Here is a 24,609-nt window from a genome sequence, read left to right as displayed (position 1 = left end):
TTATGGATAGACCTTACCCAGCAGATAAGCGTTATTCAGGTAGACATGACTGATAATCCTGCACAGATCATCCTGTCCCCGGGGGATCTCACTCAACTCGCCCATCACATTGATGGACATTTTGTTGACCTGCTTATCACCTGAAGAGTTGCCGCTGCGCAGCCAGACCATATCGTCCTGAACCAGGAAGCCGCTGTTGGTGCTGTTTTCAAAGTCCTCCATCAAACTGAACACGGTGAACTTCTCTTTATAAGGCTTGCTTTCCCAGTTACAGAACTGGGCACAGTTGCCACATTCGGTGCAGTAAGCATCCAGATGCAGAATCTGGTACTTCTCTTTGAAGCCCGGAATTTCCACGGCTACGTTTGCCCGGTTCGGACAGACATCCACACACTTGTTACAGATGTGGTTACACTCAAGGCAGCGTTCACCTTCCTGACGGGCGAAGGCTTCCACGTCGTCCGCAGGCACAGAACTCATGGGAATCAGGCCACGGCGGGCACGAATCCGCTGTTCATCAGCCACAGGCACTGCGCTACTCTTGAATTCAAAAGAATGGTTAACCAATGCCCGGTTGCGGGCAATGGCGGTATCTGTTGCTCTTCTGGCTTCATCAATACAGCGAACCACGGTGGATGGACCGGTATGGGCATCGCCGATCAGGAAGACATTGCTGACGCCAGTCTCTTTGCTGTGACGATCAACAGCCGCCCAGCCATCGGTACCCAGAGGAATACCCATCTTGTTCAGCAGCTCGGAATCAGCCTGCTCACCAATGGCGGTGATAATGGTATCAACCGGCGATGAAAAGGTTTCTTCGGTAGCCACAGGACGGCGACGACCACTGGCATCGGGCTCACCCAGGGTCATGATGCGGCAGGTGAGCATACCCTCTTCGGTCATGCTTTCAGGGTTGGTCAGGAACTGGAACCGTGCTCCGTCGTTAACGGCATTGCCATACTCTTCCCGGTCAGCCGGCATTTCCTCTTCGGTACGGCGGTAGAACACACGGACTTCTTCTACTCCCGGCACTTTCAGAGCAGCACGGGCACTGTCCATGGCAGTATTGCCGCCCCCCACTACCACCACTCGTTTACCAAGTTTGATGGTTTCAGGTGCATCATTGAACTGGCGCAGGAACTGCAGGGAGGGCAATAAACGACTGCAATCGCCTTTAAGCGGCATCTGGTTGCCTTTCTCAGCACCGATACCCAGGAAGACATAATCAAAACCGCTGTGTTTCAGATCCAGTACATCCAGATTAGGATCGCAACCAAACTCAAACTGTACACCGTGGGCCCGGACAAAATCGATATCCTGCTGAATCACCTCGGCAGGGATACGGAAGTTTGGCAGGACATGACGAATGATACCGCCAGCGTCTTTTTCTTTTTCAAACACCACCACCGGGAAACCGGCACGGGCCATGAAATAAGCGGCAGACAGGCCTGCAGGGCCAGCACCGATAACAGCACAACGGGCAGTCTGTTCCCGGGCAGGCTTCTGCCAGGCGGCCTGATATTCATCCCAGCCTTTTTCCATGGCAATCCGCTTCATATCACGGATACGAACGGCACCTTCGTAGTCTTTACGGGAACAGCTGAACATGCATTGATGGTCACAGATATGGCCGGTAATACCTGGCAGTGGGTTCTTGTCATAAATCAGACTGAGAGCCTGCTGGTATTCACCGTTAGCGACCAGCTGAATGTACTCAGGCGCATCCTGACCAATAGCGCATGCCTGCTTGCAGGGAGCGATGGTGCAGTCGGTCAGTGGTGAGTTTGCCTTCTGGCGCGTGGGTGTTTCGTGCCAGCGCTTTTCAGTGTACTCATCAGCGGTTAATGCTTTGGCTGCCAGTGCTTCCAGGGCAGCTACATCAACGGTATCACGGGCCCAGCTGTCACAAGATTCCAGGGCCAGGGCGCAATCACGCAGACGCATATAGCCACCGGGCTTGAGCATCTCGGTAGCCATGGTGATCGGGCGAATACCGGTATTAAAGATGTCAGCGACATTACCTTTCCAGGCACCGCCGGAGTAAGACATTGGTATCTGGCCAGCAAACTCCCGGGCGATAACCGCCGCAAGATTGATGGTCAACGGGTAGAGTGAACGACCAGACATGTACATCTCATCGCCCGGCAAGCGTCCGCGATTATTGACACAGCCCAGGGTATTCGAGAGTTTGACCCCAAAGCTCAGACCCAGGTCAGCACCGGTTTTGCGCAGCCGGTGCAGCATGGGGATTGCATCTTCCATCTGCAGGTCATGGCTGAAGGATTCTTCTTTCAAACCAATGTAGCCAAAACCTCTGTCGTCCAGAACCTTACGGACATAATCAAAGCCCAGCAGGGTTGGATTCAGTTTTACATAAGTATCAATATGCTTTTCTGTCATCATGTAGTGACAGATCGCTTCGATTTCGTGGGGAGGGCAACCGTGCATGGTTGAGAGGGTAACAGAGCGGGCAATGTTGCCGGAGATCCGATCAACGGTGGCCAGCAGTGAACCTAACCGGTCTTTGCACTGGAAGGTTGCCTGGACGTCTTCGCTTTTCAGCCATTCACGGGCAATGGCCTGGTATTGGGCAAACTTCTCATGACCGCTGCTGTCCATCATGTGATCAATGAAGGTTTGCATGGGAGGGGTCTTGATGCCCTTGAGGTCGTAACCGACACTCATATTAAAGATAAAACTTTTTTCACGGTTCCCTGCCCCCGGATTAGCCATGGCCGGATCAAACAGCTCTTCCAGCACATGGAGCACCACCCACGCTTTCAGGTATTCATCGTACGCTTTTGGCAGGGTAAATTCGGTGGACCACTCGGTGTTGTAGCACTCATCTTCCGGATCGATACAGGGCTTTTCGATCTCCAGAGTGTCCATGATCTGAACGGTTTTCAGCTCGATAAAGCGACCACCGGCGGCCCAGGAAGCGATGATGTTCTGTGCCAGCTGAGTGTGTGGGCCAGCGGCAGGGCCAACAGCAGTGGAGGCAGTTTCTGAGCAGACCCTGATGCTCTGGTGATTCTTTTTGCGAAATAGCAGGTCTGTCCGGATACCAAAGAGGGATTGGCTGCTTTTGTACTCTCCATGGATTCGGTCCAGCATTTCCCGAAAAGGGATAGGACGCATAATGTCACCCATTGTCGAAACTCCTCATCCTCAAGCTTTCTTGGAAAACTCTTGTTCTTAAAACTGTTCTTAAAACTGTTCTTAAAACTGTTCTTAAAACTGTTCTTAAAACTGTTCTTAAAACTGTTCTTAAAACTGTTCTTAAATGCAGAGAAAAACGCAGGATTCAGGCCAGATTTGGCAGATGATCGTACCAGGACAGCCAATACCCATTGAAAAAATGACCTGAATCAATGTCTGTTATTTTCACAGCAAATGAGTTCCTGATTACCACCGACCCTACGTCGTGAGCCAGCTGCTATAATAAACGTCGATAGTCATGTGTTTTGGAGGTAAAACTGATGTGTAAAAACACCATTCAGTTCCAAAAAGGCCTTGGCATTATGCAATTTCTGGCTAATTACGGCAGTGAAGAGCAGTGTGAGAACGCGCTGTCCTCTTGGCGCTGGCCAGATGGCTTCCAATGCCCGAAGTGTGGCTCCCGCAGTTTCTGCAAGCTTCACCGGAAAGCTGAATTCCAGTGCAATTGCTGCCGTTGCCAAACCTCGCTTACCAGTAACACTATCTTTGACTCAACAAAGCTGCCTCTAGCTACCTGGTTTCTGGGTATCTATCTCGTCACCCAGAATAAAGCGGGGATTTCTTGCCTGACGCTTCATCGACAACTTGGCATTTCCTACAATGCCGCATTGCGCATGAAACACAAACTCATGCAGGTCATGATGGAAAGAGATAACAGCTGGCAGTTGAGTGGTTTTGTTCAGATTGATGACGCCTATTGGGGCGGAGAGCGCCACGGAGGCCGCCGGGGCAGAGGCTCAGAGAACAAAGCCCCCTTCGTGGCCGCAGTTCAGACAGATGCTGATAACCACCCTATCTACATGAAGTTCAATGCCGTTGATAACTTCCGGCGAAAAACCATTCAGGAGTGGGCAGAACATGCCCTGAAAAAGGGTGTCCGGGCCGTCAGCGATGGCTTGTCCTGTTTCCGGGGTATTGAAGATGCCGGATGCCAGCACACAGCCATCATTACCGGTGGTGGGCATGCATCCATGGAGAATGAGTTGTTCACCTGGGTAAATACCATGCTGGGAAACGTGAAAACAGCGATTACCGGTACTTACCATAAGCTCGACCCCAAGCATCTGGGCCGTTATCTATCAGAGTTCAACTATCGGTTTAACCGGCGTTTTGATATGCCTTCAATGATCTCAAGGCTAGGTCGGGCTGCAGTCAATACAGCACCGATGCCGGATCGACTTCTCAAACTGCCAGACGTCCAGTGGAAACCGGGTTAGCCATCAACCGATAATTGAAAGTCAGTTGACGTATTAATATCATTATTTCGAATGATGATGTGGGTCTTTGCTTGTTCGGAGCGGTTATGAAACCGAATTTAGTTGATAATCTGGAGAACAAGCCGTCATGATGCCTGCTCCACCGGTAATACTGGAGAGGTTCTATTATTTCTTTACCGGGTTATAGACATAAAGAATGAAAAGCTGCACGTATATTCTTAAATTATCTTTCCCTGTGTCATGACGTACGATCAGTGGTAATCAGGAATGAGTTTCAAGGCTGTCGTTTACTGAATGAGATTAATTATTATCTGGTTGGTCACCAAGCAGGCTCTGCTTCAATAATGAGAAGACGTTTATCATTTTGGCGGATCAAGTTGAGAAAATAAAAGCTTACATCTGATGCAGATGAAACGTCATATATCAGTAATGTTTTTCATTTTTATCTTGTCATTTTTTACAGATAAAAACATTACGCGAAATTTCCGAATATTGTTGTCCTTCTTTTTCTGACAGCTTATCAATAGCTTTCAAGTGACATTGAGGATTATCAGAACAATAAAAAAGGGTAAAAAAACGAACCTTTTTCGGATCCAGTGGAACCATAAGGCAAGATAACTGCTCCGGTAATTGAGCAAGGCCACATACTTCGCAGGTACCAAACTGCAAGAACTGAAAAGTTTTTGACATAACCTGGCCTGAAACAAAGAGGTGAAATATTTCTCTAAAGTAAATCCCTGATGTTGACGATATCAAGATAGCACTGAATGCCAATCTGTTTCTCATGGTGACACCAGTCAGTAACAATTACTCAAATATATGGATTTTGTAAATCCGACATTTGATCTCAAGTTACTGTTATTCATGAGAATTGTTATAGTTGGCATGTAAAGTGATTAGATAATGTTGCAAGGAAACAGCTCAGTACCAGTTCCAGGAGGGATGTACAGGCCAAGGATGGCCACCCCAGGGAAATAATAAAAACAAAGAGGAAGTACTTAGATTATAGCCCCGCCAGTCGGGGCTTTGTTTTTTGTACGGGCCATTGTTTTTGTAAGAGCCATTGTTTTTGTAAGGGCCATTGCCTTTCATGATAGTGCACTTATGAGTAACGCTAGATGTCCGTGGGTTTGCACTTATTCTCTTATTCCCCCTTTTCCTTATACTACCCGGCATTTCACGTCTGATTGATAAAACCTTATGAATGCTAAGAAGTGCCTTTTCGGACTGATCCTGTCGTTGAGCCTGACGGGCTGTATTACCTTTCCTACAGAAGAATCTGCAAAAGTACAGGTCATCTGGGATGAAACGGATCGTATTGCAAGTTGTGAGCTGAAGGGAATTGTCTATGGTTCTGAAGGTCATTTTTACGATTACTGGCTGCACAGTGATCGCGATATGGTTTGGGGTACTATTAATCAAATGAGCAAAAAGGCTGTGGAAATGAAAGCAGATACATTGTATCTCTATCGTCCATTTGGCTTTTTAAGTTCCGTAACTATGATGGCGAATGCATATGATTGTCGTCGTGTTGATAAAATCAGGTAGCTGAAACAGCTAATCCTCATGGGTTTTGCCCTGCAAATTCCGGGTCATCTTCCCTGTAGTCATGGGATATCTCTTAACTTCCAGTCTTAACTTCCGGGTAAAGACCCATTGGTGCCAACCTTCCTTCGCCAGGATCAGGCGAGAGAACAGGATCTAAAAAGCATCAGGTCTGGTCTGATGTAATGTCCAATCCTTTCAGGATTATCCGGGTTAACGTCTCTGTTGCCTGGTCATAATCAGACTGCCCAAGCGTATCTTTACCAAGAGCCCGGGTGATCTGGTAAGAGAAATCTGCATAGTGCTGGGTTGATGACCAGAGCAGAAAAATAAGGTGCACGGGATCGACCGGTGCCATTTTCCCCTGGTCTGACCATGCCTTGAATACCTGCGCCCGGTCACGGAACCATTCACGGTAATCTTCACCAAAATACGCCGTCAGATGAGGGCCTCCATTGATAACCTCCTGGGCAAATATTCTGGATGCCAGGGGATTCTTCCGGGAGAACATGATTTTGGTGTGGATGTAAGCTGCCAGTGCTTCTTCCGGGTCATCCTCGGGACTCAGCCGGTCAAAGCTCTGATCCCATAACTTGAGGATATTCGATAGAACAGCAGCGTAGAGCGAGAGCTTATTGCTGAAATAATAGTGGACGTTGGCTTTGGGAAGATTTGCCCGTTGTGCGATGCGCTGCATGGTAGCGCCCTTGAAACCGTGAGCCACAAACTCTTGTTCGGCAGCAGCCAGAATGCTCTTTTTATTATTTTCCCGAATCTTTCCGGGTCGGTATTTTTTTGCAACGGCTTCCATATACGCATTCAATCCTGCTAATAATTGTAACCTCAGGGGATGAGAGAAGAAGTATCCTTCCTGAACCGGCATGACCGGTAGGGTGATGCCAAGTCAATATGATACGTCAAAACAGCATGTTTCAATAACTTCCCATTATCCCGTTTGTTCTCCGCTATCCTTATTTGTGAAACTACTAATCCGTTCTAAGTCAGTGCCAGAAGTGCAGGATCAGTGTTAGCATAATCGCGATTCCAACCAGGAGAATTATTGATTTGATTATCTGGTCATGGTTTTGTTTTCGCGGTTCATTATCATTGGATGGACGTGTATCTTGCAGCAGGCAGGGAACAAGGTTTGCCATGACCAGAAAACAGACCAGGAGCAGGACTGATACAACAACAGTTTTCATCATTGTTTGAATACTCCGGTTATTTATTATGAGCTTGAACACTAAGTTCTGGAAACTGTGAATTTGGTGTAAACAAACAAATAGATGACTGCATGCTTTTTATCAAGATTATGGTGGCTCACTGGCAGAAACTATTGTAGACCATTATTTCTGGATAATTATTGTTTCCTGATTACAAAGATATCGACGTTCAATAAAGTGAGCATGCCGGGCAGTTTGGTGGCATTGACCAACCAATGCCGGTACCCGTTTTGAGAAGTCCGGAAAACTAAAACAACGTCATCAGGATGTCTGCTACTTTCGCCTTGTCCGGTAAGCCTTTGCTATGCCACACGGAGGAAATTTGGGCGACCAGCGTCCGGTTGATCGGCTTGTCCATAACAGCCTCATCAATGCCCCGCCATCCCTCTCTCAAATAGCTCAGCTTCAGGAACGCTTCCACTTTCGCCCGGTCCGGTAAGCCTTTGGTATTACACATGGAGGAAATGTTGCTGATCAGTGCCCGATCAAGCGGCTTGTTCTTAACGGCCTCATCAATACCCTGCCATCCCTCTCTCAAGCAGCCCAACTTCAGGAAGGCTTCCACATTTGTTTTTTTCGGTAAGCCTCTACCAGAAGACATAGAGGAAATGTGCCTGACCAATGCCCGATCAAGCGACTTGTCCTTAACGACCTCATCAATACCCCGCCATCCCTTCTTCAGGCAGCCCATCGTCAAGAAGGCATCCACTTTTGCCTTGCCCGGTAAGCCGTGGCCATAATGCATGGAGCAAATGTGGGCAACCAGTGCCCGGTCGAGCGGCTGGTCCTTGACGGCCTCATCAATGCCCTGCCATCCCTTCTTCAGGCAGCCCATCGTCAAGAAGGCTTCCACTTTCGCCTTTTCCGGTATGCCTTTGCTACGACACATGGAGGTAATGTGGGCGACCAGCTCCCGGTCGAGCGGTTTGTCCTTAACGACCTCATCAATGCCCTGCCATCCCTTTCTCAGGCAGCCCAGCTTCAGAAAAGCTGCCAATTTCGCCTTTTCCGGTATGCCTTTGCCACGACACATAGAGGTAATGTGGGCAACCAGCTCCCGGTCGAGTGGTTTGTCCTTAACGGCCTCATCAACGCCCTGCCATCCCGCTTTCAGGCAGCCCTGTGTCAGGAAGGCTTCCACTTTCGTCTTTTCCGGTAAGCCTTTACCATGACACATGGAGGAAATACGGGCGACCAGTGCCCGGTCGAGTGGCATCGACTTAACAGCCTCATCAATGCCCTGCCAACCCGCTTTCAGACAAGCGAGCTTCATGAAGGCTTCTACTTCCACCTTTTCCGGTATGCCTTGACTATGAAGCATGGAAGAAATATTGGTGACCAGTGCCCGATCGATCGGCTTGTTCTTAACCGCCTCATCAATGCCCTGCCATCCATCTTTCAGGCAGTCCAGCTTCAGAAAGACTTCCGCTTTCGCCTTGCCCGGTATGCCTTTGCGATAACACATAGAGGAAATGTTGGTGATCAGTGCCCGGTTAAGCGGTTTGTCCTTAACCGCCTCATCAATACCCTGCCATCCCTCTTTCAGGCAACCCAGCATCAGAAAGGCTTCCACTTTCGCTTTTTCCGGTAAGCCTTTGCCATAACACATGGAGGAAATATTGCTGACCAGCGCCCGGTTAAGCGGCTTGTCCATAACGTGCTCATCAACACCCTGCCATCCCTCTTTCAGGCAGCCCAGCTTCAGAAAGGCTTCCAGGTTCGCCTTGTCCGGTAAGCCTTTGCAATTACACATGGTGGAAATGTTAGTAACCAGTGCCAGGTCGAGCGGCTGGTTCTTAACAGCCTCATCAATACCCTGCCATCCCTCTTTCAGGCAACCCAGCTTCAGGAAGGCTTCCACATTCGCCTTTTTCGGAAGGCCTTTGTTATGGCACATGGAAGAAATCTGTTTTAAAAATGGGCTGGCAGCAATTGAGGCAACATCCCCTTCTTCCATGGTCGAAAACACGGTTACACTGACCTTACTCTTAAGCATGTTGGTTAAACAACCAGTGTTGTTCATTGTTTTGTCAACCGCCGAAAAAAACACATTGGCTTTTTGAAAATATTCTGAGCACGCCCAATGCTCTGTAACAATGTCGAATTGCTCAATTTTTGAAAACAGAGTCGGCAGGGGAGAGGTGCCTCTGCCCATGGATAACTGGATACTCCTCTCCTCCAGGGTTTTCAGTAAGGTACTGGCGTTAGACAGTAAGGTTTTGACGCTCGGGTGACTCAGGTATCGCCTTATTTGACGTTGATGAGTGGCGATAAACTTTGAGATGATTTTGCTGTAATCTGGCTCTTGCTCAGAAGAAGTTGATCTGCCAGTCTCTACGGTATTCACATGTTGCCGACACCTCCGTTTTTTTGCAGGCCGTTTCGATTCGCCTAACCGCTCTGTGAAATCCTCTTGAGTTTGCCTGTCTTCCCTACCAACGGGTTGAACCCTATGTCCGGAGAAATAGCGCTTTCTGATGTTGTTGTTGTCCGGTAATCGCTCAGTAGCAATGGTGGCTGGGGAAGTGGTGAAAGCAGTGTGATTTGGTACGGGAGTTGCCATGGGGGTACGATTGCATTAAGTAGAACGGCCAATTTATGCCTTGATGGCACATAATGCTGACCAGCTAAACCCGCCATAGTTCAATCATAAAGTTGAATTAGTTGAATTGTAATCTTAAAGTACAACGCGGAGGTGTTCTCAGCACTTGCATTACTGATATTGATTCGCCCATCTTCGCAGTGGACGACCAAATTATACATAGGTTGAGTGCTTATTGAAGGCACCGTGAAGTCAAACTGTCAGGCATGACCTTCAGACTTTTATGCCAGGCTTGAACGGCTCGATCCAAAACATGCGGTGAACTCAATCTTGCACCAGCTGTGATTGTCTCACAGCTGAGAATGAACCGAGTCAACTGTTACGATTTGGCAAAAAGCACCAGATTACCAACCAGAAATAGTGGATGATCCGAAGTAAATTACAAACTTAGTCCCTGGGCTAAGTTACCGTTAATGGTTGGAAGCACCAATGTTCAGTAATTCTGCTGATCAACCGGCCAACAGTTAATTTTTTTGCTGCCGTCAGTTCTCGCCTCCAGGCCAGATAATGGGGAAGGTAACGAGTTGCAACCCCTTGGAATACGCCGCCAATCCAGCGTTTTAAATGACTGTGATAAGAATTTACAGTCTGGATGTGGTAGATGCCTTCAACAACATGTTGACCTGCTGATGTCACCAGCTCCTTGAAGACAAATCCAAGCTTGTCAGCAAGTTTTTCGTGAGCGAGGTGTGCATCCGCACAGACCGTGGCCTGTATCGATATGCGGCCATTTAAATGCCTGCACAATTCATTAGCACTTTCGTTTTCTAATACACCGTCAACGGTATTTCGATTACGGTCCCGAGCCACCATTACCGGGACTTTTCGGGCTTTGTTGGGATCATTACCCCGCTTTCGGGTTGGCCGTGGAAGGCCTTCTCTTTGCCCTTTGAAGGATTCACGGAAAAATGTTTCATCAAGCTCAGTAATGCCACAAAGCTCTTCTGCTTGATCATTATTAATCACTTCAAGAAAGCGGTGACGCCAGCGGAACGCAGTTTTCAAGTCAATGGCATTCTCAGCAGCAGCTGGTCGCAAGACCATAGAGTGAGTCATACCTGCGAGGTACTTGTTCCATTTTTCAGGGTGCCTGAGCCTTGCCAAAGGCGTTCCACTAAAGGCGTTAAACGTTGAGTCGCAAGTCTTGCAGTGGTAGCGCTGTCGGCCATTTCGTATGCCCCAGCGACCAACGCTATGGCTTTTGCATTTGGGGCACCTGGGGTTTTCGGCAAATTGGGCAAGTATGCTCTTTTCTACGTCAGGTGTTGCATTATCGTTATTGGGTATAGATTCACTGTAAACAGGTTCAGAGTCAGTGGTTTCTACTACCTCGGTAACCTCTATTTGAGTACTAAGGAGCGAGTTGTTAAGAATGTCTCGCTGTTCACTGGTTAATGTTGAAATGGAATCAATAAAATTCTGGAAGAGTTCAGATTGCATATCACTCCCCTACAACGTAGATTTTATGGGAGTTTAGCTGATTCAACCATTAACGGTAACTTAGCCTAGTCCCTGTGTATTCGCTGCGTGCTAGGCATATGAAGAGTGACGGTTCTGTCACTGAGTTCTATTCCCCCTGTGTTAATCGTGCGAGGAGCCCTTAACCAATCCTCGCATAAGCATCCTACTGCCGCCCCTGCAATACACCCTTCAACCGGGTGACCCGAATAGGCACCAATAAGACCACCAGTAACGGCTCCAACAAATTCAGGACATTCAGTTCCAGGACAGTTAATATTCACACTGTAAAAGTTATTATTTTGTGGTTGCATATAGAATCACTTCTTAATTGGATTATTGAAGATTTTCAGTCTCTCAAAACTAACCTGCGATAATGCGCAGCAGTTTGTTGTGTTCTTGCCATTCCTTAAGCGTTAAGAAACTGAGAACATTTGACCGTTAAATCGTTAAATCGTTCAAACTCAGCTATGATGATTCTCTTTAAACAAATTCGAAAAGTCTTTGCTATGCTGAATCAGGTATTGATTAACAAAGATATTGTTTGAAATTTTTGATTAAAAACAAATAGTTTTTGCTTGGCCCTCCTTTTTCTGAAGGATAAATGCTGAAGGATAAATGGTTATTGCATCATAGCCTGGTACGGCCGAATCATCATATATGGATTGAATAGAGAAAAGTGTTATGACAAAAGGACAGTTATCAGGAATAATCATTTCAGGTCTTATTGTATCGGCCTGCACCCAGGAACAACACTTCGCTCTTGATGAAAGTGTTATGTTAGAAAAGCCCACGTATCACAGGCACAGTGTGGAAGAAATTCTGAACGCATCAGACGATGAAGAACTGGTTCGGCTTTCCGGGGAAATTGTTAAGAAAATCAAAGGGAAAATTTACCTGTTTCGTGGTGAAACCGGTGATATTAATGTGGTTATTGATGATTCAGCCCTACCTGATGAGCGGCTTAAGCTAAACGCTCCCATCGTTATCAAGGGGGAGGTGGATAACCCACCCGACAGAACCCCCAGGATTGAGGTAGATGATATTTATTATGTTTTTTAACCATTATCAAGAGAGCTATTTGCATTCAAAAAGTGATGATTATTTTATTCAAAATGCCTTTTACCAGGCAGTCTCTCATGAATGCGGTGGCCAGAAACTTTGCCATTCAATGGTTTTATCACCCAGTACAAGAAAGTCAGGATTAACAAGGCTTTCTTTCATGTTATAGCTGAAGCGCTGACCATCCGGATTGAGAAATAAGCCTCCGGCCCCTTCAACAACTCCCTGCACCGCTCCGGTATCCCATTCAGAAGTAGGGCCAAGCCTTGGATAGATATCAGACTGACCCTCAGCAATCAGGCAGCTTTTCAGGGCACTGCCTACTTTTCTTGAAATGAGGTTCGGGTAAATAGCTTTTAGTGCGTTAAGATAATTACGGGCTGCTTCTGTTCCATAACTGCGGCTGCCAAGAACAATCACTTCTTTCTCCGGGGCAAACTTTCTGGGCTGAATCGCCTGAACTACACCCTCTTTATCCTGTTTCCACGCCCCCAGGCTTTCCCCACCCCAGTAAGAGATATCCATTGCGGGAATATGCACGATACCAAGCAGAGGGTAGTTATTCTCAATCAGGGCGATATTGACTGAGAATTCACCATTTCGGTTAATAAATTCGTTAGTTCCATCCAGTGGGTCAATCAGCCAGTATCGCTGCCAGTTTCTTCTTTCCTGCCAGGGAGGATATTCCGATTCTTCAGAAAGCAGAGGGTACTTTATGGATAAACTGTTTAGTCCATCCACAATGACAGCGTTCGCCGCAAAGTCAGCATTAGTTACCGGTGTCGTATCTGGTTTGGTCTGTATCCCGATATCATCCTGGTAATAGACGGCAAGAATACGTTTTCCTGCCTCTCGGGCAATGTGAACTAACTCAGGGGTTAAAGACTCAAGATCGCTGCTCATATCTCGCGCTCATAGTGCCAAAGGTGGGTCAGTCTCTTTTAACATAAGCTTGCTGGCTAATTGTGTGCATTAGCTAATAACCCGGCTTTAAGTTTCTCACGAACCAGAAAGAGAGCTGCGATCACTCTGGCCTCAGTGAAGTCTGGCCGGGTACACAGTTCCAGCAACTGATCAAATGAAAAAGTCTCTACTACACTTAAAGGGATATTAGATATATGCAACCCATATTATCTACCGAAATAAAAAATTATCAAATTAATGCTCCACCAGCTCCTGACTTAAAATCAAACATTGATATCAAAAGAGTTACTGAAAGAAAACCATCAACTCCTGGAGCTCAGGTTTCTTTAAATAAAAGAAAAGCTACATGTTTAACTCGACTTTAGAGTTTTAAGAGCACAATAGTTCCGGCGCATAATCTGCTAAAAGCAACCATCCCCAATGACGAAATTCGAGATGGTTGCCATGCTCACTTCAGATCATCAAGTAATCCTCAGGGAGCTCGCTTCATATACAACCTTTCTTGCTGGAGCGCTATCATCAACTGCAGTACCAACGTTCTGCGAACTGCTGTTCGGTTGCATGCTTTCAGCCGACGGCTTTGTTACACAGGCGTTGTTAACAATTGATTTTCATTGTGTGTGGAGCAGCTACCACCACTGGCTATCTCAGGGCAAGTGGCAATGGAAGAACTTGGCACGCCACTTGATCCGTCTGGTCTGCTCCAAAGCTCCTGAGAATCAACCTGTGGTCCTGGGGCTTGATGACTGGGTAATCGAACGGTTTTCCGACAAAGCCCCTGCTTGGTACGCCCGGCATGGGCATGAACTGATGGGGTGAAAGTCCCCTGTGGGAGAACCTACATCTGACTGGCGGTAAAGACGCCTGCTGATGACAACCACTAGCTTAAGGCAAGTGCAGTCCCGCGAGGGGCTGTGCGGAGGCAGTCTGAGTGCAAAGGTGCGAGCCGACGTACAGAAATCGCATATAAGGCTGAGTCTCTGGGCGAGTGAGCCAAGGATCACAAAGCCCTATGGTTCGTGAGACACGGTAAATGCGGCGGTTGTGCACTGAAAGTTCATGTCCTTATCCCTGTCTCTTGATCACAAATAGCTACCTTGTTCTATCATTTCTCACTGATAAAACAGGTCATGCTTCCACTTTCTCCTAAACCATGGTCAGAACTAACTTTTGGATGTGCTGATTTGGGCGATACTCGACGTACAAAACGACTTGTCAAAGTTGCTGCCGAGCTTTCAGCTCATACCGGTAATTCTTTGTCATCTTCATGCGAAGGTTATACCGCACTGGTAACTGGAGCTTACCGGCTGATTGAGAATGAGGCCGTAAAGCCTGAAGCAATAGCTGAGGCAGGCTTTCAGGCAACTGCCAAAATAGCGAGACAGTCTCGCCTACTTCTGGCTCTCGAAGATACAACAACCCTGGGTTATAAACATGCTGTCAGATCCGAGCTTGGTGATCTTGGAGGTCCTGAAGGCTCTAAAACCAGAGGATTCCACGTCCACTCTGTCTTCTTGGTTGATGCGGATACAGAGCGAAGCATTGGGCTTATTGATCAAGAACGATGGGTTAGAGAGGACGTTCAGCGGGGGAAAAAGAACCAACGTCGTCAGCTACCTTACGAGGGAAAGGAAAGCTTTAAGTGGCAAAGAGCCTCTGAAAACACAGAACAAAGGATGGGGGGTAAAATGCCTGACATCATCAGTGTTTGCGACCGGGAGGCGGATATATACGAATATATGCACTACAAACTGGATAACCGACAGCGGTTTGTTGTAAGAGCTACACAAAACAGAATCCTGGTGGATGGCGAACTCTTATTATTTGATTCCTTAGCTCAGACTGAAGTGTTGGGGAAATATACGATAGTGGTTCCTCAAAAAGGAGGTAGAAAGAAGCGAAAGGCAACGCTGCAGGTCAAAAGAAAGAAGATGACAATACAGGCGCCGCAAAGGCCAGGCGGCAGGCCGGAACCGGTAACTATGAATATTGTGTCGGCTGAAGAGATTGGCAATGACTCCGAAGACCGTTTGCACTGGGTACTATTGACAACTGAAGATATTGAAACATTCGAAGACTGTCGCTCTATCATTCGATTTTACGAGCTCCGATGGCGAATAGAAGAGTTCCATAAGGCTTGGAAATCGGGAGCAGGAGTAGAAAGGCTTCGTCTGCAATCTCCGGATAACATTGAACGACTTGCGGTCATATTAATGTTTGTCGCTGTCAGACTAATGCAAATCCGTGAAGCATTAATGTTACCGAATGACAGGCAGCACAAAGACAGAAAGCTTTGGAGTGAAAAAACACTCGCGAATGAGGTGGTCAGTGATGATGAATGGCAGGTTCTCTGGCTAACCTATGAAAAAAAAGCGTTGCCCGATAAGCCGCCAACAGTCACTTGGCTGCTTCAAACGATTGCTCGGCTTGGTGGTTGGGGTGATTCAAAGCATACAGGGCAGCCCGGCTGGTTAGTGGTATGGGAAGGCTGGGCGAAATTGCAGGATCGGGTAAAAACCTGGCAGATAGCCCGGCAGTTCAGCGCTGGAGAGATGTGATCAAGAGTCAGCCTTATCCGGGGAGATCTGTTCAACATGCGATTGGTAATTCCCAGTTCTCAGCCACTGGTTACAACAGGCTCGGCGAACAGGTCTCATCATCCTGTTCGAGCAAACCCGATGGCAACCAATAGCGCCAGCAGAGGTAACTCCGCGTGGTGATTGGACAGAAGTCAGCAGAGGCCATAGTAGCTGTACGACAGAAGCCATTAACGGATGGGAAGTCGTTAGCGAAGGGCCGAACATCGACGACAAAGAGGAGACTGATTCCCTCAAGGCGATGCAGCCGTCCGGCGACTCACCGTACTTGGCGACAGAATCTTTAACCAGCTTTGAACCATGATCTACTAAATTGCGTACTTGAACCGGCTAATCTGGCAAGTGCATGGAAACAGGTCAAAAGCAACAAGGGTGCTCCGGGTATTGATGGAGTCACTATTGAAGCTTATCCAGACTTTGCCAAACAGCATTGGCCTTCAGTGCGTCAAGCCTTATTGGACGGAACCTACCAGCCATCACCCGTGCGCCGACATGTTATAGAAAAGCCGGACGGCGGTGAGCGTTTGCTGGGAATCCCTACCGTGATGGATAGGGTCATACAGCAGGCCATTGTGCAGGTGCTGACCCCTGTCTTTGATCCGGGTTTCTCTCCAAACAGCTTCGGCTACCGACCGGGACGGTCAGCACACGACGGAGTCCGTCAGGTTAAGCAGTTGATCAACCGGGGGCTTCATTACGCTGTTGACGTTGATCTGAGTAAATTCTTTGATACGGTTAATCACGACGTTTTGATGTCGAGGGTCTCCCGTAAGGTCCGCGACAAACGCCTTCTGAAACTGATTGGTAGCTACCTGCGCTCCGGTGTCATGATTGAGGGCAATGTCTACCCGACCAGGGTTGGCATGCCACAGGGTGGGCCTTTATCACCCTTGCTGTCTAATGTGGTCCTCGACGAACTCGACAAGGAGCTTGAATATCGGGGTCATTGCTTTGCAAGATACTGTGATGATTTTGTGATTCTCGTCAAAAGTCAGCGTGCAGGGGATCGGGTGATGCACAGCATTACCCAATTCATTGAACGCAAATTGAAACTGAAGATTAACTCCCGGAAAAGTAAAGTTGTGAAAGCAACAGAAAGCGAATTCCTGAGTTTCACCTTCACAGGGAAGAAAGTTCGCTGGGCCCAGAAGTGTCTGGACCGATTCAAATACCGGATACTCAAGTTGACCAGTCGTCGCTGGGGTGTCTCAATGCAACATCGGTTACGCAAATTGGCACAATATATCCGGGGTTGGATGGGGTATTTCCGGTTATCGGAATATCACCGACCAATTCCCCTGCTGGATCAATGGATACGTCGGCGAATCCGTTGCTGCTTTCTGAAGCAATGGCGCAAGCCGAAAACCCGTTTTAAGAATCTGGTCAGGTTAGGCGTTGATAAAATTAACGCCGCCAAGATCGCAGCCAGCAGCAAAGGGTATTACCGTCTGAGTAAAACCTATGCGGTACAACAGGCACTGAATAACAGTTACCTCGCGAAAATTGGGCTTGTTTCATTGAAAGACTTATGGATCAGGTTTCACCATCATCGTTGAACCGCCCGGTGCGGACCCGCATGCCGGGTGCTGTGGGGAGGGCTGGAGAAAGACCGGCCCTTACCCGATTCGTACACATCATCAACACAGCAAGAAACGCAATCGGCCGACGTACATCTGGGGGCAGTGTTGGGTTTCCCTGGCCATCATATTTGAGCGGGCTGCAGATGAAGTATTTACCGCCATACCGGTGATCTCATTTCCGACACCAGCTTCAGGTAACACCAGCAAACTGAAAATTGCCGTGGCCATGCTCAGGGTGGTACGCAATGAAGTGAAGGATCGAGTGCTACGCCTGCTAACCGATTGCTGGTATATGAACTGGACACTGATAAAGCCAGCTCTGGAAATGAACATAGAAGTTGTTGGTCAGATACCTTCAAATCGGGCCCTCTATGCTTTGCCGCCAGCACCCACCGTAAAGAAGCGAGGGCGCCCAAAAAAGTACGGCATCAAGATGACGACAGAACAGGTTAAGAAACTGCCGGAAGAAAAAGCAACAGTATGGATGTACGGCAAATTTCGCAAAATACGTTATCGTACCCTGATCTGTCGCGCCAGATTCCTTAAAGGTCGTGAAGTACGCGTCGTCTGGAGTCGCTTTGAAAATGACAAAGGTCTGACCGAAAGCAGAATATTCATCTCGACCAATCCGGAACTTGAGGGACTGGAGGTGCTTCGTGCCTATTCCCGGAGATGGCCGGTAGAGCCAATGTTTCACCAACTCAAACATGCTTTTGGCTGTTGCCATTTATGGCAGCAGAAATTGCGAACACTGCTTCGATGGATGCATTTGAAAATGGCAGGCTATGCATTATTGCAGTTATTAACCGTTTGTAAAAATCAGGCATGTCTGAATATTTCTCGGATACCCTGGAGAAGCCCGGATACAACCACTGCAGGCATGATGAAAATTGCTCTTTCAGGAATTATTCCGAGGTTCTCTATTCGCAAGGGCTGGAACAGATATAAGCAAAAATATGAGTTCAATTTTCGCGATCTGATCGACCAGTTAATACCGGATAATTCAGAAGCAGCATAACTAAAGGCTTTTAGGCAAAAAACGGAAGTAATAACGAACTTGGAAAAACAGTTCACTGATTTCGGCTTGCTTCACTATAAAAAGCTGACCGAATTATCGTTTTATACAGACTCTAAAGTCGAGATGTTTAAAACAACTGCAGGTTTTAGATTCTCCTGAGTTGTACATTAAGATAAAAAAATCGAAGCGAAATCCTGTTGTTTTTCCTTTTGTACTAGGTGGAAGCAAACATTTTAAAATTGATCCAGACATTCCTCTTTTGAATCATAATTGCAGCTTAAGAATACCAGAGGATAATCAACAGCAGCCGAATACGTGGAATGAAGCAGTGACAAGGCTCTCTAATATTTTTACATATAGCTTTCAAAAGTTATGCAAGGTTACAGTGCCTGAGGATAAAGGATGTGTATTTTCCGGGAACTGCCACCACTTTGCAAACTATTTAGCCTTTGGAATGGATAAGCAAGAAGATATTGACTTTCTTGACTGGTATGAAAATCTTCCATTCGCTTCACTCTTACCGTTCAATGAAAAAGACTTAAAGTGGGGTGATATTGTTCAGCTTTTAGATAAAGGAAATCTTGAACACAGTATGTTCTATATCGGTTCCAGCAGCCACAAATCCCGAAGTGGGAAATAATTATTTTCAGAGTCTGTCTTATCATCCTATTAGTTACGACATTCATTTTACACCAGGCAATGCTTGCTGAAACTGCTGACGCTGACGGTTGGCAGCGTTAACGTTGGTTAAGAATAGCAGCGGTTAGTCGTCATAGTGACAGCCTGAAACCGTCAGTCCTGTGGGTGTATCAAGATGGCATTCAACATCCACATAGGTACCGAGCTCTTGTGGAAGACTGCCGTCGGTTGCGGTATAGCCCCACACATTCTTTTGCCCGGCTTCAGACTGAGTCACCTTCCCTTTCAGTTCGATTGTACCATCATAATTTTCATGCTCGATCTCCAGCAGCAGGTTTTGGCTGTTTTGGGTCAGGCCAGAAAGAGAGACTCTGTCGCCATTCAGGTTCTGATAAGGCATGTTATAGAGTTCGTTTTCCATCATCAGGGTTGGCGTGAATGAAAAACCGTTCACTTCGATGGTGTCGGTTGTACTGTCGTAGAAGGCTTTTCCCTCAAGATTAAACTCAGGGCGGGCAAATGTCGGGCCAGTCGGTCCGGAAGGCCCAGTTGGGCCGAAATAACCATCATCATTGTCGAGCTCAACCCGTTGAGCAGCGAGACTATTGGTTGCACTGTCCCAGGTACCGTCAATTTCCAACAGCATACCGGTTTTGATAGCTGCTGCGTTGGCCAAATTCCTGAAGCGAGTGTTGGCAGTCAGGGTGACAAAGCGGTTATGGTTGAGTTGCAGGCGATCAAGATTGGTGCTGATCCAGCTAACCCGGCCCTCCAGTTCCATGGTGGTCATGTCATCATAGTCGGGGTTGTCGATATCGATCATCTCAGCAGTCATGGCCATGCCATTAATAATGCCAGTGACTTCAACCCAGAGACCATTAACAATCATGTCGGGTGCGTAGAATTTGCTGTAGTCGACGATTATGCTGCCGAGCTTGAAGGTTTTTGCAACACTGTCTACCCCGGTCACTACGCCCTCAATTTCGGCCAGTTCAAGTTCGTGAATCTCTTGCTCGATGTAAGTCGCCTGAATAGTCGTGCTATCAATCAGGAAGCCACTGACTTCTACTAATGTACCGCTGATAGCAGTGTCAAAAGTCAGGCCATTACCCCAGCGGGCGTTTTCAGTGAGAATGGTCATACCGGCCACGGTCAGGCTCTTTTTCTCCCTATCAACTGCGGTGACGGGCGCACGAATAATATCGTCATAAACGACAGAGAGCACCTTGTTGTTGCCGTCAGTGGTCAGTTTAAGCACCATGCCAACCTGCAGCTCTGGAGCAGAAGAGCGGCTCAGACTAATACCAGCCAGAGAGACCGAGTAACCAGCGACAACACCGTCGCCACTGTTTTGGTCATACCGGGTCAGTTCACCGTTAATAATTTTAGGTAGCACTTGCGGCATCGGTGTTATTGTCGGTGGCTGAGGTGGGAAATAAACGTCGTCGTCGCCACTGCCATCGCCACCGCCACAGCCAGCAATGACAAGGACGAGAGGGAGAATCAAAACCTTTTTGTTGTGCAACAACTGCTTAAACATGGTAACGCTTCAAAAAATAATAATCGGAAAGCAGTTATTATAAATTTTGTACCTTAATATCACGTTAAGCGTTTATTCATTATACGTTCATGCATGATCTAAATGGGTGCGTAAATGAGAAAAGGAAAAGAATTGAGGGTCAGGTTACTTTTCTTGGCGTTGATCTGAGCAAAACAAAAGCCCCGCATAAAGCGGGGACCGTAGAGAACGAACAGCGTCGTTGGAGTTTCCAGTGCATCCTGCCTGGTTTTTTGAGGCTTCCATTGGTTCACGTCACTGTGATACCAGAACACCTGTTCCCTGGCGCAGTGCTTCACTCAACCCAAGGCCCTGGCCTATAGGTTGAGGTTATTATTTTACGCACAGTGACGTATCATCCTATCCGCCTGAATACGGGAAACACTGCTGACTCTCCCGTAGGTAACAATAAACAACCTCGCCAAAAGCAAGGCTGCAATTGCTGATCCATCAGCTGTATGCGGTTTTTATTATTATTGGGGTGGTATTTATTCTTAGACAAAGAGTGAGTATTTAGTGTTTTTATTACCAGGCCCCGAAACAATCGCTATCGACTTCGGCAATCACTCAATGGACAGACATAGATTACGTATTTACCGAACTAAAAGAATTGATCTACGTCAATAAAACCGAGTTTGTAGTGATAACCGAGCGTCTGACATCGTGGCCATGAACGGCAGTGAAATGAGCTGATGCCCGATATCCTGACCAATAACCTGCTCTTTGTCATGACCAGCTTGATGGGCAGTATCTATTAAGGCCAGTGGAAACTAATCACCCAGTAATCAGCGGCATTATTTTGTTGCTGCTTTGTACCAACCGGGCCAGAAAACTCATTCTTCTACCGGGATGTTATCCGTATCTGCAAGGCCCGGAGAGGTCCGGGATAGTGCAAATCAACACGATACACCAGGGCTAAGTTACCGTTAATGGTTGGAAGCACCAATGTTCAGTAATTCTGCTGATCAACCGGCCAACAGTTAATTTTTTTGCTGCCGTCAGTTCTCGCCTCCAGGCCAGATAATGGGGAAGGTAACGAGTTGCAACCCCTTGGAATACGCCGCCAATCCAGCGTTTTAAATGACTGTGATAAGAATTTACAGTCTGGATGTGGTAGATGCCTTCAACAACATGTTGACCTGCTGATGTCACCAGCTCCTTGAAGACAAATCCAAGCTTGTCAGCAAGTTTTTCGTGAGCGAGGTGTGCATCCGCACAGACCGTGGCCTGTATCGATATGCGGCCATTTAAATGCCTGCACAATTCATTAGCACTTTCGTTTTCTAATACACCGTCAACGGTATTTCGATTACGGTCCCGAGCCACCATTACCGGGACTTTTCGGGCTTTGTTGGGATCATTACCCCGCTTTCGGGTTGGCCGTGGAAGGCCTTCTCTTTGCCCTTTGAAGGATTCACGGAAAAATGTTTCATCAAGCTCAGTAATGCCACAAAGCTCTTCTGCTTGATCATTATTAATCACTTCAAGAAAGCGGTGACGCCAGCGGAACGCAGTTTTCAAGTCAATGGCATTCTCAGCAGCAGCTGGTCGCAAGACCATAGAGTGAGTCATACCTGCGAGGTACTTGTTCCATTTTTCAGGGTGCCTGAGCCTTGCCAAAGGCGTTCCACTAAAGGCGTTAAACGTTGAGTCGCAAGTCTTGCAGTGGTAGCGCTGTTGGCCATTTCGTATGCCCCAGCGACCAACGCTATGGCTTTTGCATTTGGGGCACCTGGGGTTTTCGGCAAATTGGGCAAGTATGCTCTTTTCTACGTCAGGTGTTGCATTATCGTTATTGGGTATAGATTCACTGTAAACAGGTTCAGAGTCAGTGGTTTCTACTACCTCGGTAACCTCTATTTGAGTACTAAGGAGCGAGTTGTTAAGAATGTCTCGCTGTTCACTGGTTAATGTTGAAATGGAATCAATAAAATTCTGGAAGAGTTCAGATTGCATATCACTCCCCTACAACGTAGATTTTATGGGAGTTTAGCTGATTCAACCATTAACGGTAACTTAGCCATACACCAGGGTTATGAAAGCTCTATTGACAAACACCGGAAGTCTTCCAGGAGGCTGGAAACTATGTGATTTCATTTTTTATGTACTTACGTACAGATAAAAAACCATAGAAAATTTGCCATATCTTAAATGATGACTAACCTGCCTAGTGTCCCATCAAATGTTGTCGCTTCTGCCAAGAACCAGACAATAATTCGGACTTATTAATAGATACTATCTAGTTCTCGTCCAAAAACGCATCAGGCAATCATAATTAGATTGTACGTGCGTTTTGATATTTCCTGAAATTCCAGAGAGCCGCAAAAACTCTTCCCTTTTTTTCTCTAATCTGGGACGGATATTGGAGAAAAACGCGAAAAGCAGGCAGAAAACATCCTCCCACCATGCTGGAAAGGTACTTTCATGTAGCGTGGAGGTGGCTATCAGGATGGTGCCGGGTGTCTGGCCAGAATCACCAGGTTGTAACAGACCACCGATAACCAGCAATGAGAATCAAAACGCTCAGAACCCTTGCAGTGGCAACGTGATAGCCCAAAACATCTCTTTAGCCACGAAATTCCCGCTTCAATACCTGCCCGGAAGCGAAAGAGCGTTTTATACACATACTGACTTTTAGTCATCTCTTCGACTTCAAGTCCGCGCTTCTTATTAAAAGCTACATCGCTGATTCCCATGGCCTTGGCTTTTTCCAAATTAGCGCGACACGCGTATCCGCCGTCACCGCTTGTCTGGCGAGGTACACGACCATAAATTTCTTTTTGTCTTTCCATCATCGGAATGAATTGGTCCGAATCCGCTGGGTTACCTTCCTCAATAACCAGGTCCAGGATCAATCGACTTTTTCCCTGAACCAGGTTCAGTTTATGGCCATACTGTACTTGCCGCCTGTCTTTTACGATGATATCCGTATGGGGTTCATACAGGCTAACCACTTTTTCCTGGGCTGGCACCTTTTCACCCTTAAAGACCCTGCGCTCTGTCTGGGAGACTATTGCATCCACCAGGGGTAACAGGTGATCCACATCGGCCTGCCACTTGTCGGCATCATCAGCCAGGAGACACTGCCCCTGCTGACGGGCGTTTGCTAGCGTGACAGTAGCTTCGATAAGTACCTTCCGGGATTTTCGGGTCAACTGCAGCAGTTTTTTATAATGCTGATGCCGCTCTTCTTTGCCAGCGTAGATGCATTTTCTGGCCGCATCTTTTACGGCTCGGTTGTGATGGGTATATTCATAAAGCGGTGTCGCTGTCAGTGTTTGTCCCCGTTCCAGCAGCCGACAAATTTCTTTAACGGAACTGGCTAAAAGATCACTGTCGCAAGGAGGTTTGATATCCGATTCGGTGACTGTGCTGTCAATAGCCACAGTGCGCCCTTTTTCAATACCCTGATCTTTAGCGGTCATTAGCTGACAGTTATTAATCCGTTCCCATGTAGATGCAGTAAGAAGGCTGATGAGCCCATGCAAACTGGAGCGACTGGGGCGCTGGTTTGGTTCGAGGCGACAAAAGTCTCGAAAGAGCATGGAGTCCATCAAAACAAACGACAAGTAGTCATAATCACAATTCAAATACTGTTTCAGGAGTGCCGCACGAAGAACGGATTCTGCTGATAGTCCGTTCCGCCCAGTGTTCTGTTTATCACCAGAACTTAAGTCCTCATAAATCCAGTCATTGAACTGTGGATGGGCGTCAAGCCATTGCGAGATACCGGAAAGCTGGGAGCAGATTTCATGAGGTACGTAATGGAGTTCCATACTACACTGCGGGTTGCGTTTTTTGCGCATTTGGAGTCCTCTGTTTTTGGCAATCCCTTATGTTTCTTGCTCTTGGGAAGTTTAGTCGCCAGATAGCAGTAGGGCTCCACTTAATTTTTCCTGATCCACCGACCCTACGTCGTGAGCCAGCTGCTATAATAAACGTCGATAGTCATGTGTTTTGGAGGTAA

At 47.2% G+C, this 24,609-nt stretch carries 17 protein-coding genes; 8 read left to right on the top strand and 9 right to left on the bottom strand.

The window, feature by feature from the left end; translation table 11 throughout:
- Positions 1 to 3,150, bottom strand: a complete 3,150-nt coding sequence (gene ygfK, locus MJO57_RS27670) for a putative selenate reductase subunit YgfK (protein WP_252020309.1) — start codon at positions 3,148 to 3,150, stop codon at positions 1 to 3.
- A 329-nt stretch (positions 3,151 to 3,479) separates the two neighbouring features.
- Between ygfK and MJO57_RS27665 the strand changes: the two genes are divergently transcribed.
- Positions 3,480 to 4,436, top strand: a complete 957-nt coding sequence (locus tag MJO57_RS27665; protein ID WP_252017306.1) for an IS1595 family transposase — start codon at positions 3,480 to 3,482, stop codon at positions 4,434 to 4,436.
- Positions 4,437 to 4,886: 450 nt separating this feature from the next.
- Here MJO57_RS27665 and MJO57_RS27660 read toward each other — a convergent pair whose 3' ends face one another.
- The gene (locus MJO57_RS27660; protein ID WP_252020307.1) at positions 4,887 to 5,126 is read right to left on the bottom strand and encodes a hypothetical protein; all 240 of its coding nucleotides are present in this window, start codon (positions 5,124 to 5,126) and stop codon (positions 4,887 to 4,889) included.
- Positions 5,127 to 5,675: 549 nt separating this feature from the next.
- On the opposite strand from MJO57_RS27660, the gene MJO57_RS27655 reads away from it, so the two are divergent.
- Positions 5,676 to 5,984: a DUF4156 domain-containing protein gene (locus tag MJO57_RS27655; protein ID WP_252020305.1), complete on the top strand. Its 309-nt coding sequence runs from the start codon at positions 5,676 to 5,678 to the stop codon at positions 5,982 to 5,984.
- 163 nt (positions 5,985 to 6,147) lie between these two features.
- Here the strand turns inward: MJO57_RS27655 and MJO57_RS27650 are convergent, their stop codons facing one another.
- From MJO57_RS27650 to MJO57_RS27640, 3 genes are all read right to left on the bottom strand, one after another.
- Entirely contained in the window at positions 6,148 to 6,792 is a 645-nt protein-coding gene (locus MJO57_RS27650; RefSeq protein ID WP_252020304.1) for a TetR/AcrR family transcriptional regulator, read from the bottom strand.
- Positions 6,793 to 7,451: 659 nt separating this feature from the next.
- Positions 7,452 to 9,200: a hypothetical protein gene (locus MJO57_RS27645; protein ID WP_252020302.1), complete on the bottom strand. Its 1,749-nt coding sequence runs from the start codon at positions 9,198 to 9,200 to the stop codon at positions 7,452 to 7,454.
- A 1,005-nt stretch (positions 9,201 to 10,205) separates the two neighbouring features.
- Positions 10,206 to 11,246 carry an IS1595 family transposase gene (locus tag MJO57_RS27640; RefSeq protein ID WP_252017335.1) on the bottom strand — a complete coding sequence of 347 codons (1,041 nt, stop codon included), beginning with the start codon at positions 11,244 to 11,246 and terminating at the stop codon, positions 10,206 to 10,208.
- Between the two features lie 702 nt (positions 11,247 to 11,948).
- Here MJO57_RS27640 and MJO57_RS27635 point away from each other — a divergent pair.
- Positions 11,949 to 12,326 carry a NirD/YgiW/YdeI family stress tolerance protein gene (locus MJO57_RS27635; RefSeq protein ID WP_252020300.1) on the top strand — a complete coding sequence of 126 codons (378 nt, stop codon included), beginning with the start codon at positions 11,949 to 11,951 and terminating at the stop codon, positions 12,324 to 12,326.
- A gap of 75 nt (positions 12,327 to 12,401) precedes the next feature.
- Here the strand turns inward: MJO57_RS27635 and cysQ are convergent, their stop codons facing one another.
- Positions 12,402 to 13,229 carry a 3'(2'),5'-bisphosphate nucleotidase CysQ gene (cysQ, locus tag MJO57_RS27630; RefSeq protein WP_252020298.1) on the bottom strand — a complete coding sequence of 276 codons (828 nt, stop codon included), beginning with the start codon at positions 13,227 to 13,229 and terminating at the stop codon, positions 12,402 to 12,404.
- Positions 13,230 to 13,670: 441 nt separating this feature from the next.
- On the opposite strand from cysQ, the gene MJO57_RS27625 reads away from it, so the two are divergent.
- The 5 genes from MJO57_RS27625 to MJO57_RS27605 all read left to right on the top strand — a co-directional run bounded on the left by MJO57_RS27625 (position 13,671) and on the right by MJO57_RS27605 (position 19,085).
- Complete coding sequence (locus MJO57_RS27625; protein WP_252020296.1) at positions 13,671 to 14,069, top strand: transposase; 399 nt, start codon at positions 13,671 to 13,673, stop codon at positions 14,067 to 14,069.
- 311 nt (positions 14,070 to 14,380) lie between these two features.
- Positions 14,381 to 15,808 carry an IS4 family transposase gene (locus MJO57_RS27620; protein ID WP_252017676.1) on the top strand — a complete coding sequence of 476 codons (1,428 nt, stop codon included), beginning with the start codon at positions 14,381 to 14,383 and terminating at the stop codon, positions 15,806 to 15,808.
- 332 nt (positions 15,809 to 16,140) lie between these two features.
- Positions 16,141 to 17,403 carry a group II intron reverse transcriptase/maturase gene (ltrA, locus tag MJO57_RS27615; protein ID WP_252017357.1) on the top strand — a complete coding sequence of 421 codons (1,263 nt, stop codon included), beginning with the start codon at positions 16,141 to 16,143 and terminating at the stop codon, positions 17,401 to 17,403.
- Between the two features lie 190 nt (positions 17,404 to 17,593).
- A complete protein-coding gene (locus MJO57_RS27610; RefSeq protein WP_252020294.1) occupies positions 17,594 to 18,445 on the top strand; it encodes a transposase in 852 nt (283 codons plus the stop codon).
- A gap of 160 nt (positions 18,446 to 18,605) precedes the next feature.
- Positions 18,606 to 19,085, top strand: a complete 480-nt coding sequence (locus tag MJO57_RS27605) for a hypothetical protein (protein ID WP_252020292.1) — start codon at positions 18,606 to 18,608, stop codon at positions 19,083 to 19,085.
- 123 nt (positions 19,086 to 19,208) lie between these two features.
- On the opposite strand, the gene MJO57_RS27600 is transcribed toward MJO57_RS27605, so the two are convergent.
- From MJO57_RS27600 to MJO57_RS27590, 3 genes are all read right to left on the bottom strand, one after another.
- Positions 19,209 to 20,624 (bottom strand): DUF5666 domain-containing protein, encoded by a 1,416-nt coding sequence (locus tag MJO57_RS27600; protein WP_252020290.1) that lies wholly within the window; start codon positions 20,622 to 20,624, stop codon positions 19,209 to 19,211.
- Between the two features lie 933 nt (positions 20,625 to 21,557).
- Entirely contained in the window at positions 21,558 to 22,598 is a 1,041-nt protein-coding gene (locus MJO57_RS27595; protein ID WP_252020281.1) for an IS1595 family transposase, read from the bottom strand.
- A gap of 488 nt (positions 22,599 to 23,086) precedes the next feature.
- On the bottom strand, positions 23,087 to 24,448 hold the full coding sequence (locus MJO57_RS27590) for an ISNCY family transposase (RefSeq protein WP_252017318.1): 1,362 nt from the start codon (positions 24,446 to 24,448) through the stop codon (positions 23,087 to 23,089).
- Between the last annotated feature and the right edge of the window lie 161 nt (positions 24,449 to 24,609).

Source organism: Endozoicomonas sp. SCSIO W0465 (genome assembly GCF_023716865.1).
GTDB lineage: Bacteria > Pseudomonadota > Gammaproteobacteria > Pseudomonadales > Endozoicomonadaceae > Endozoicomonas.
The sequence above is the reverse complement of the archived record's forward strand: the minus strand, read 5'-3'. Positions and strand labels throughout refer to the sequence as shown.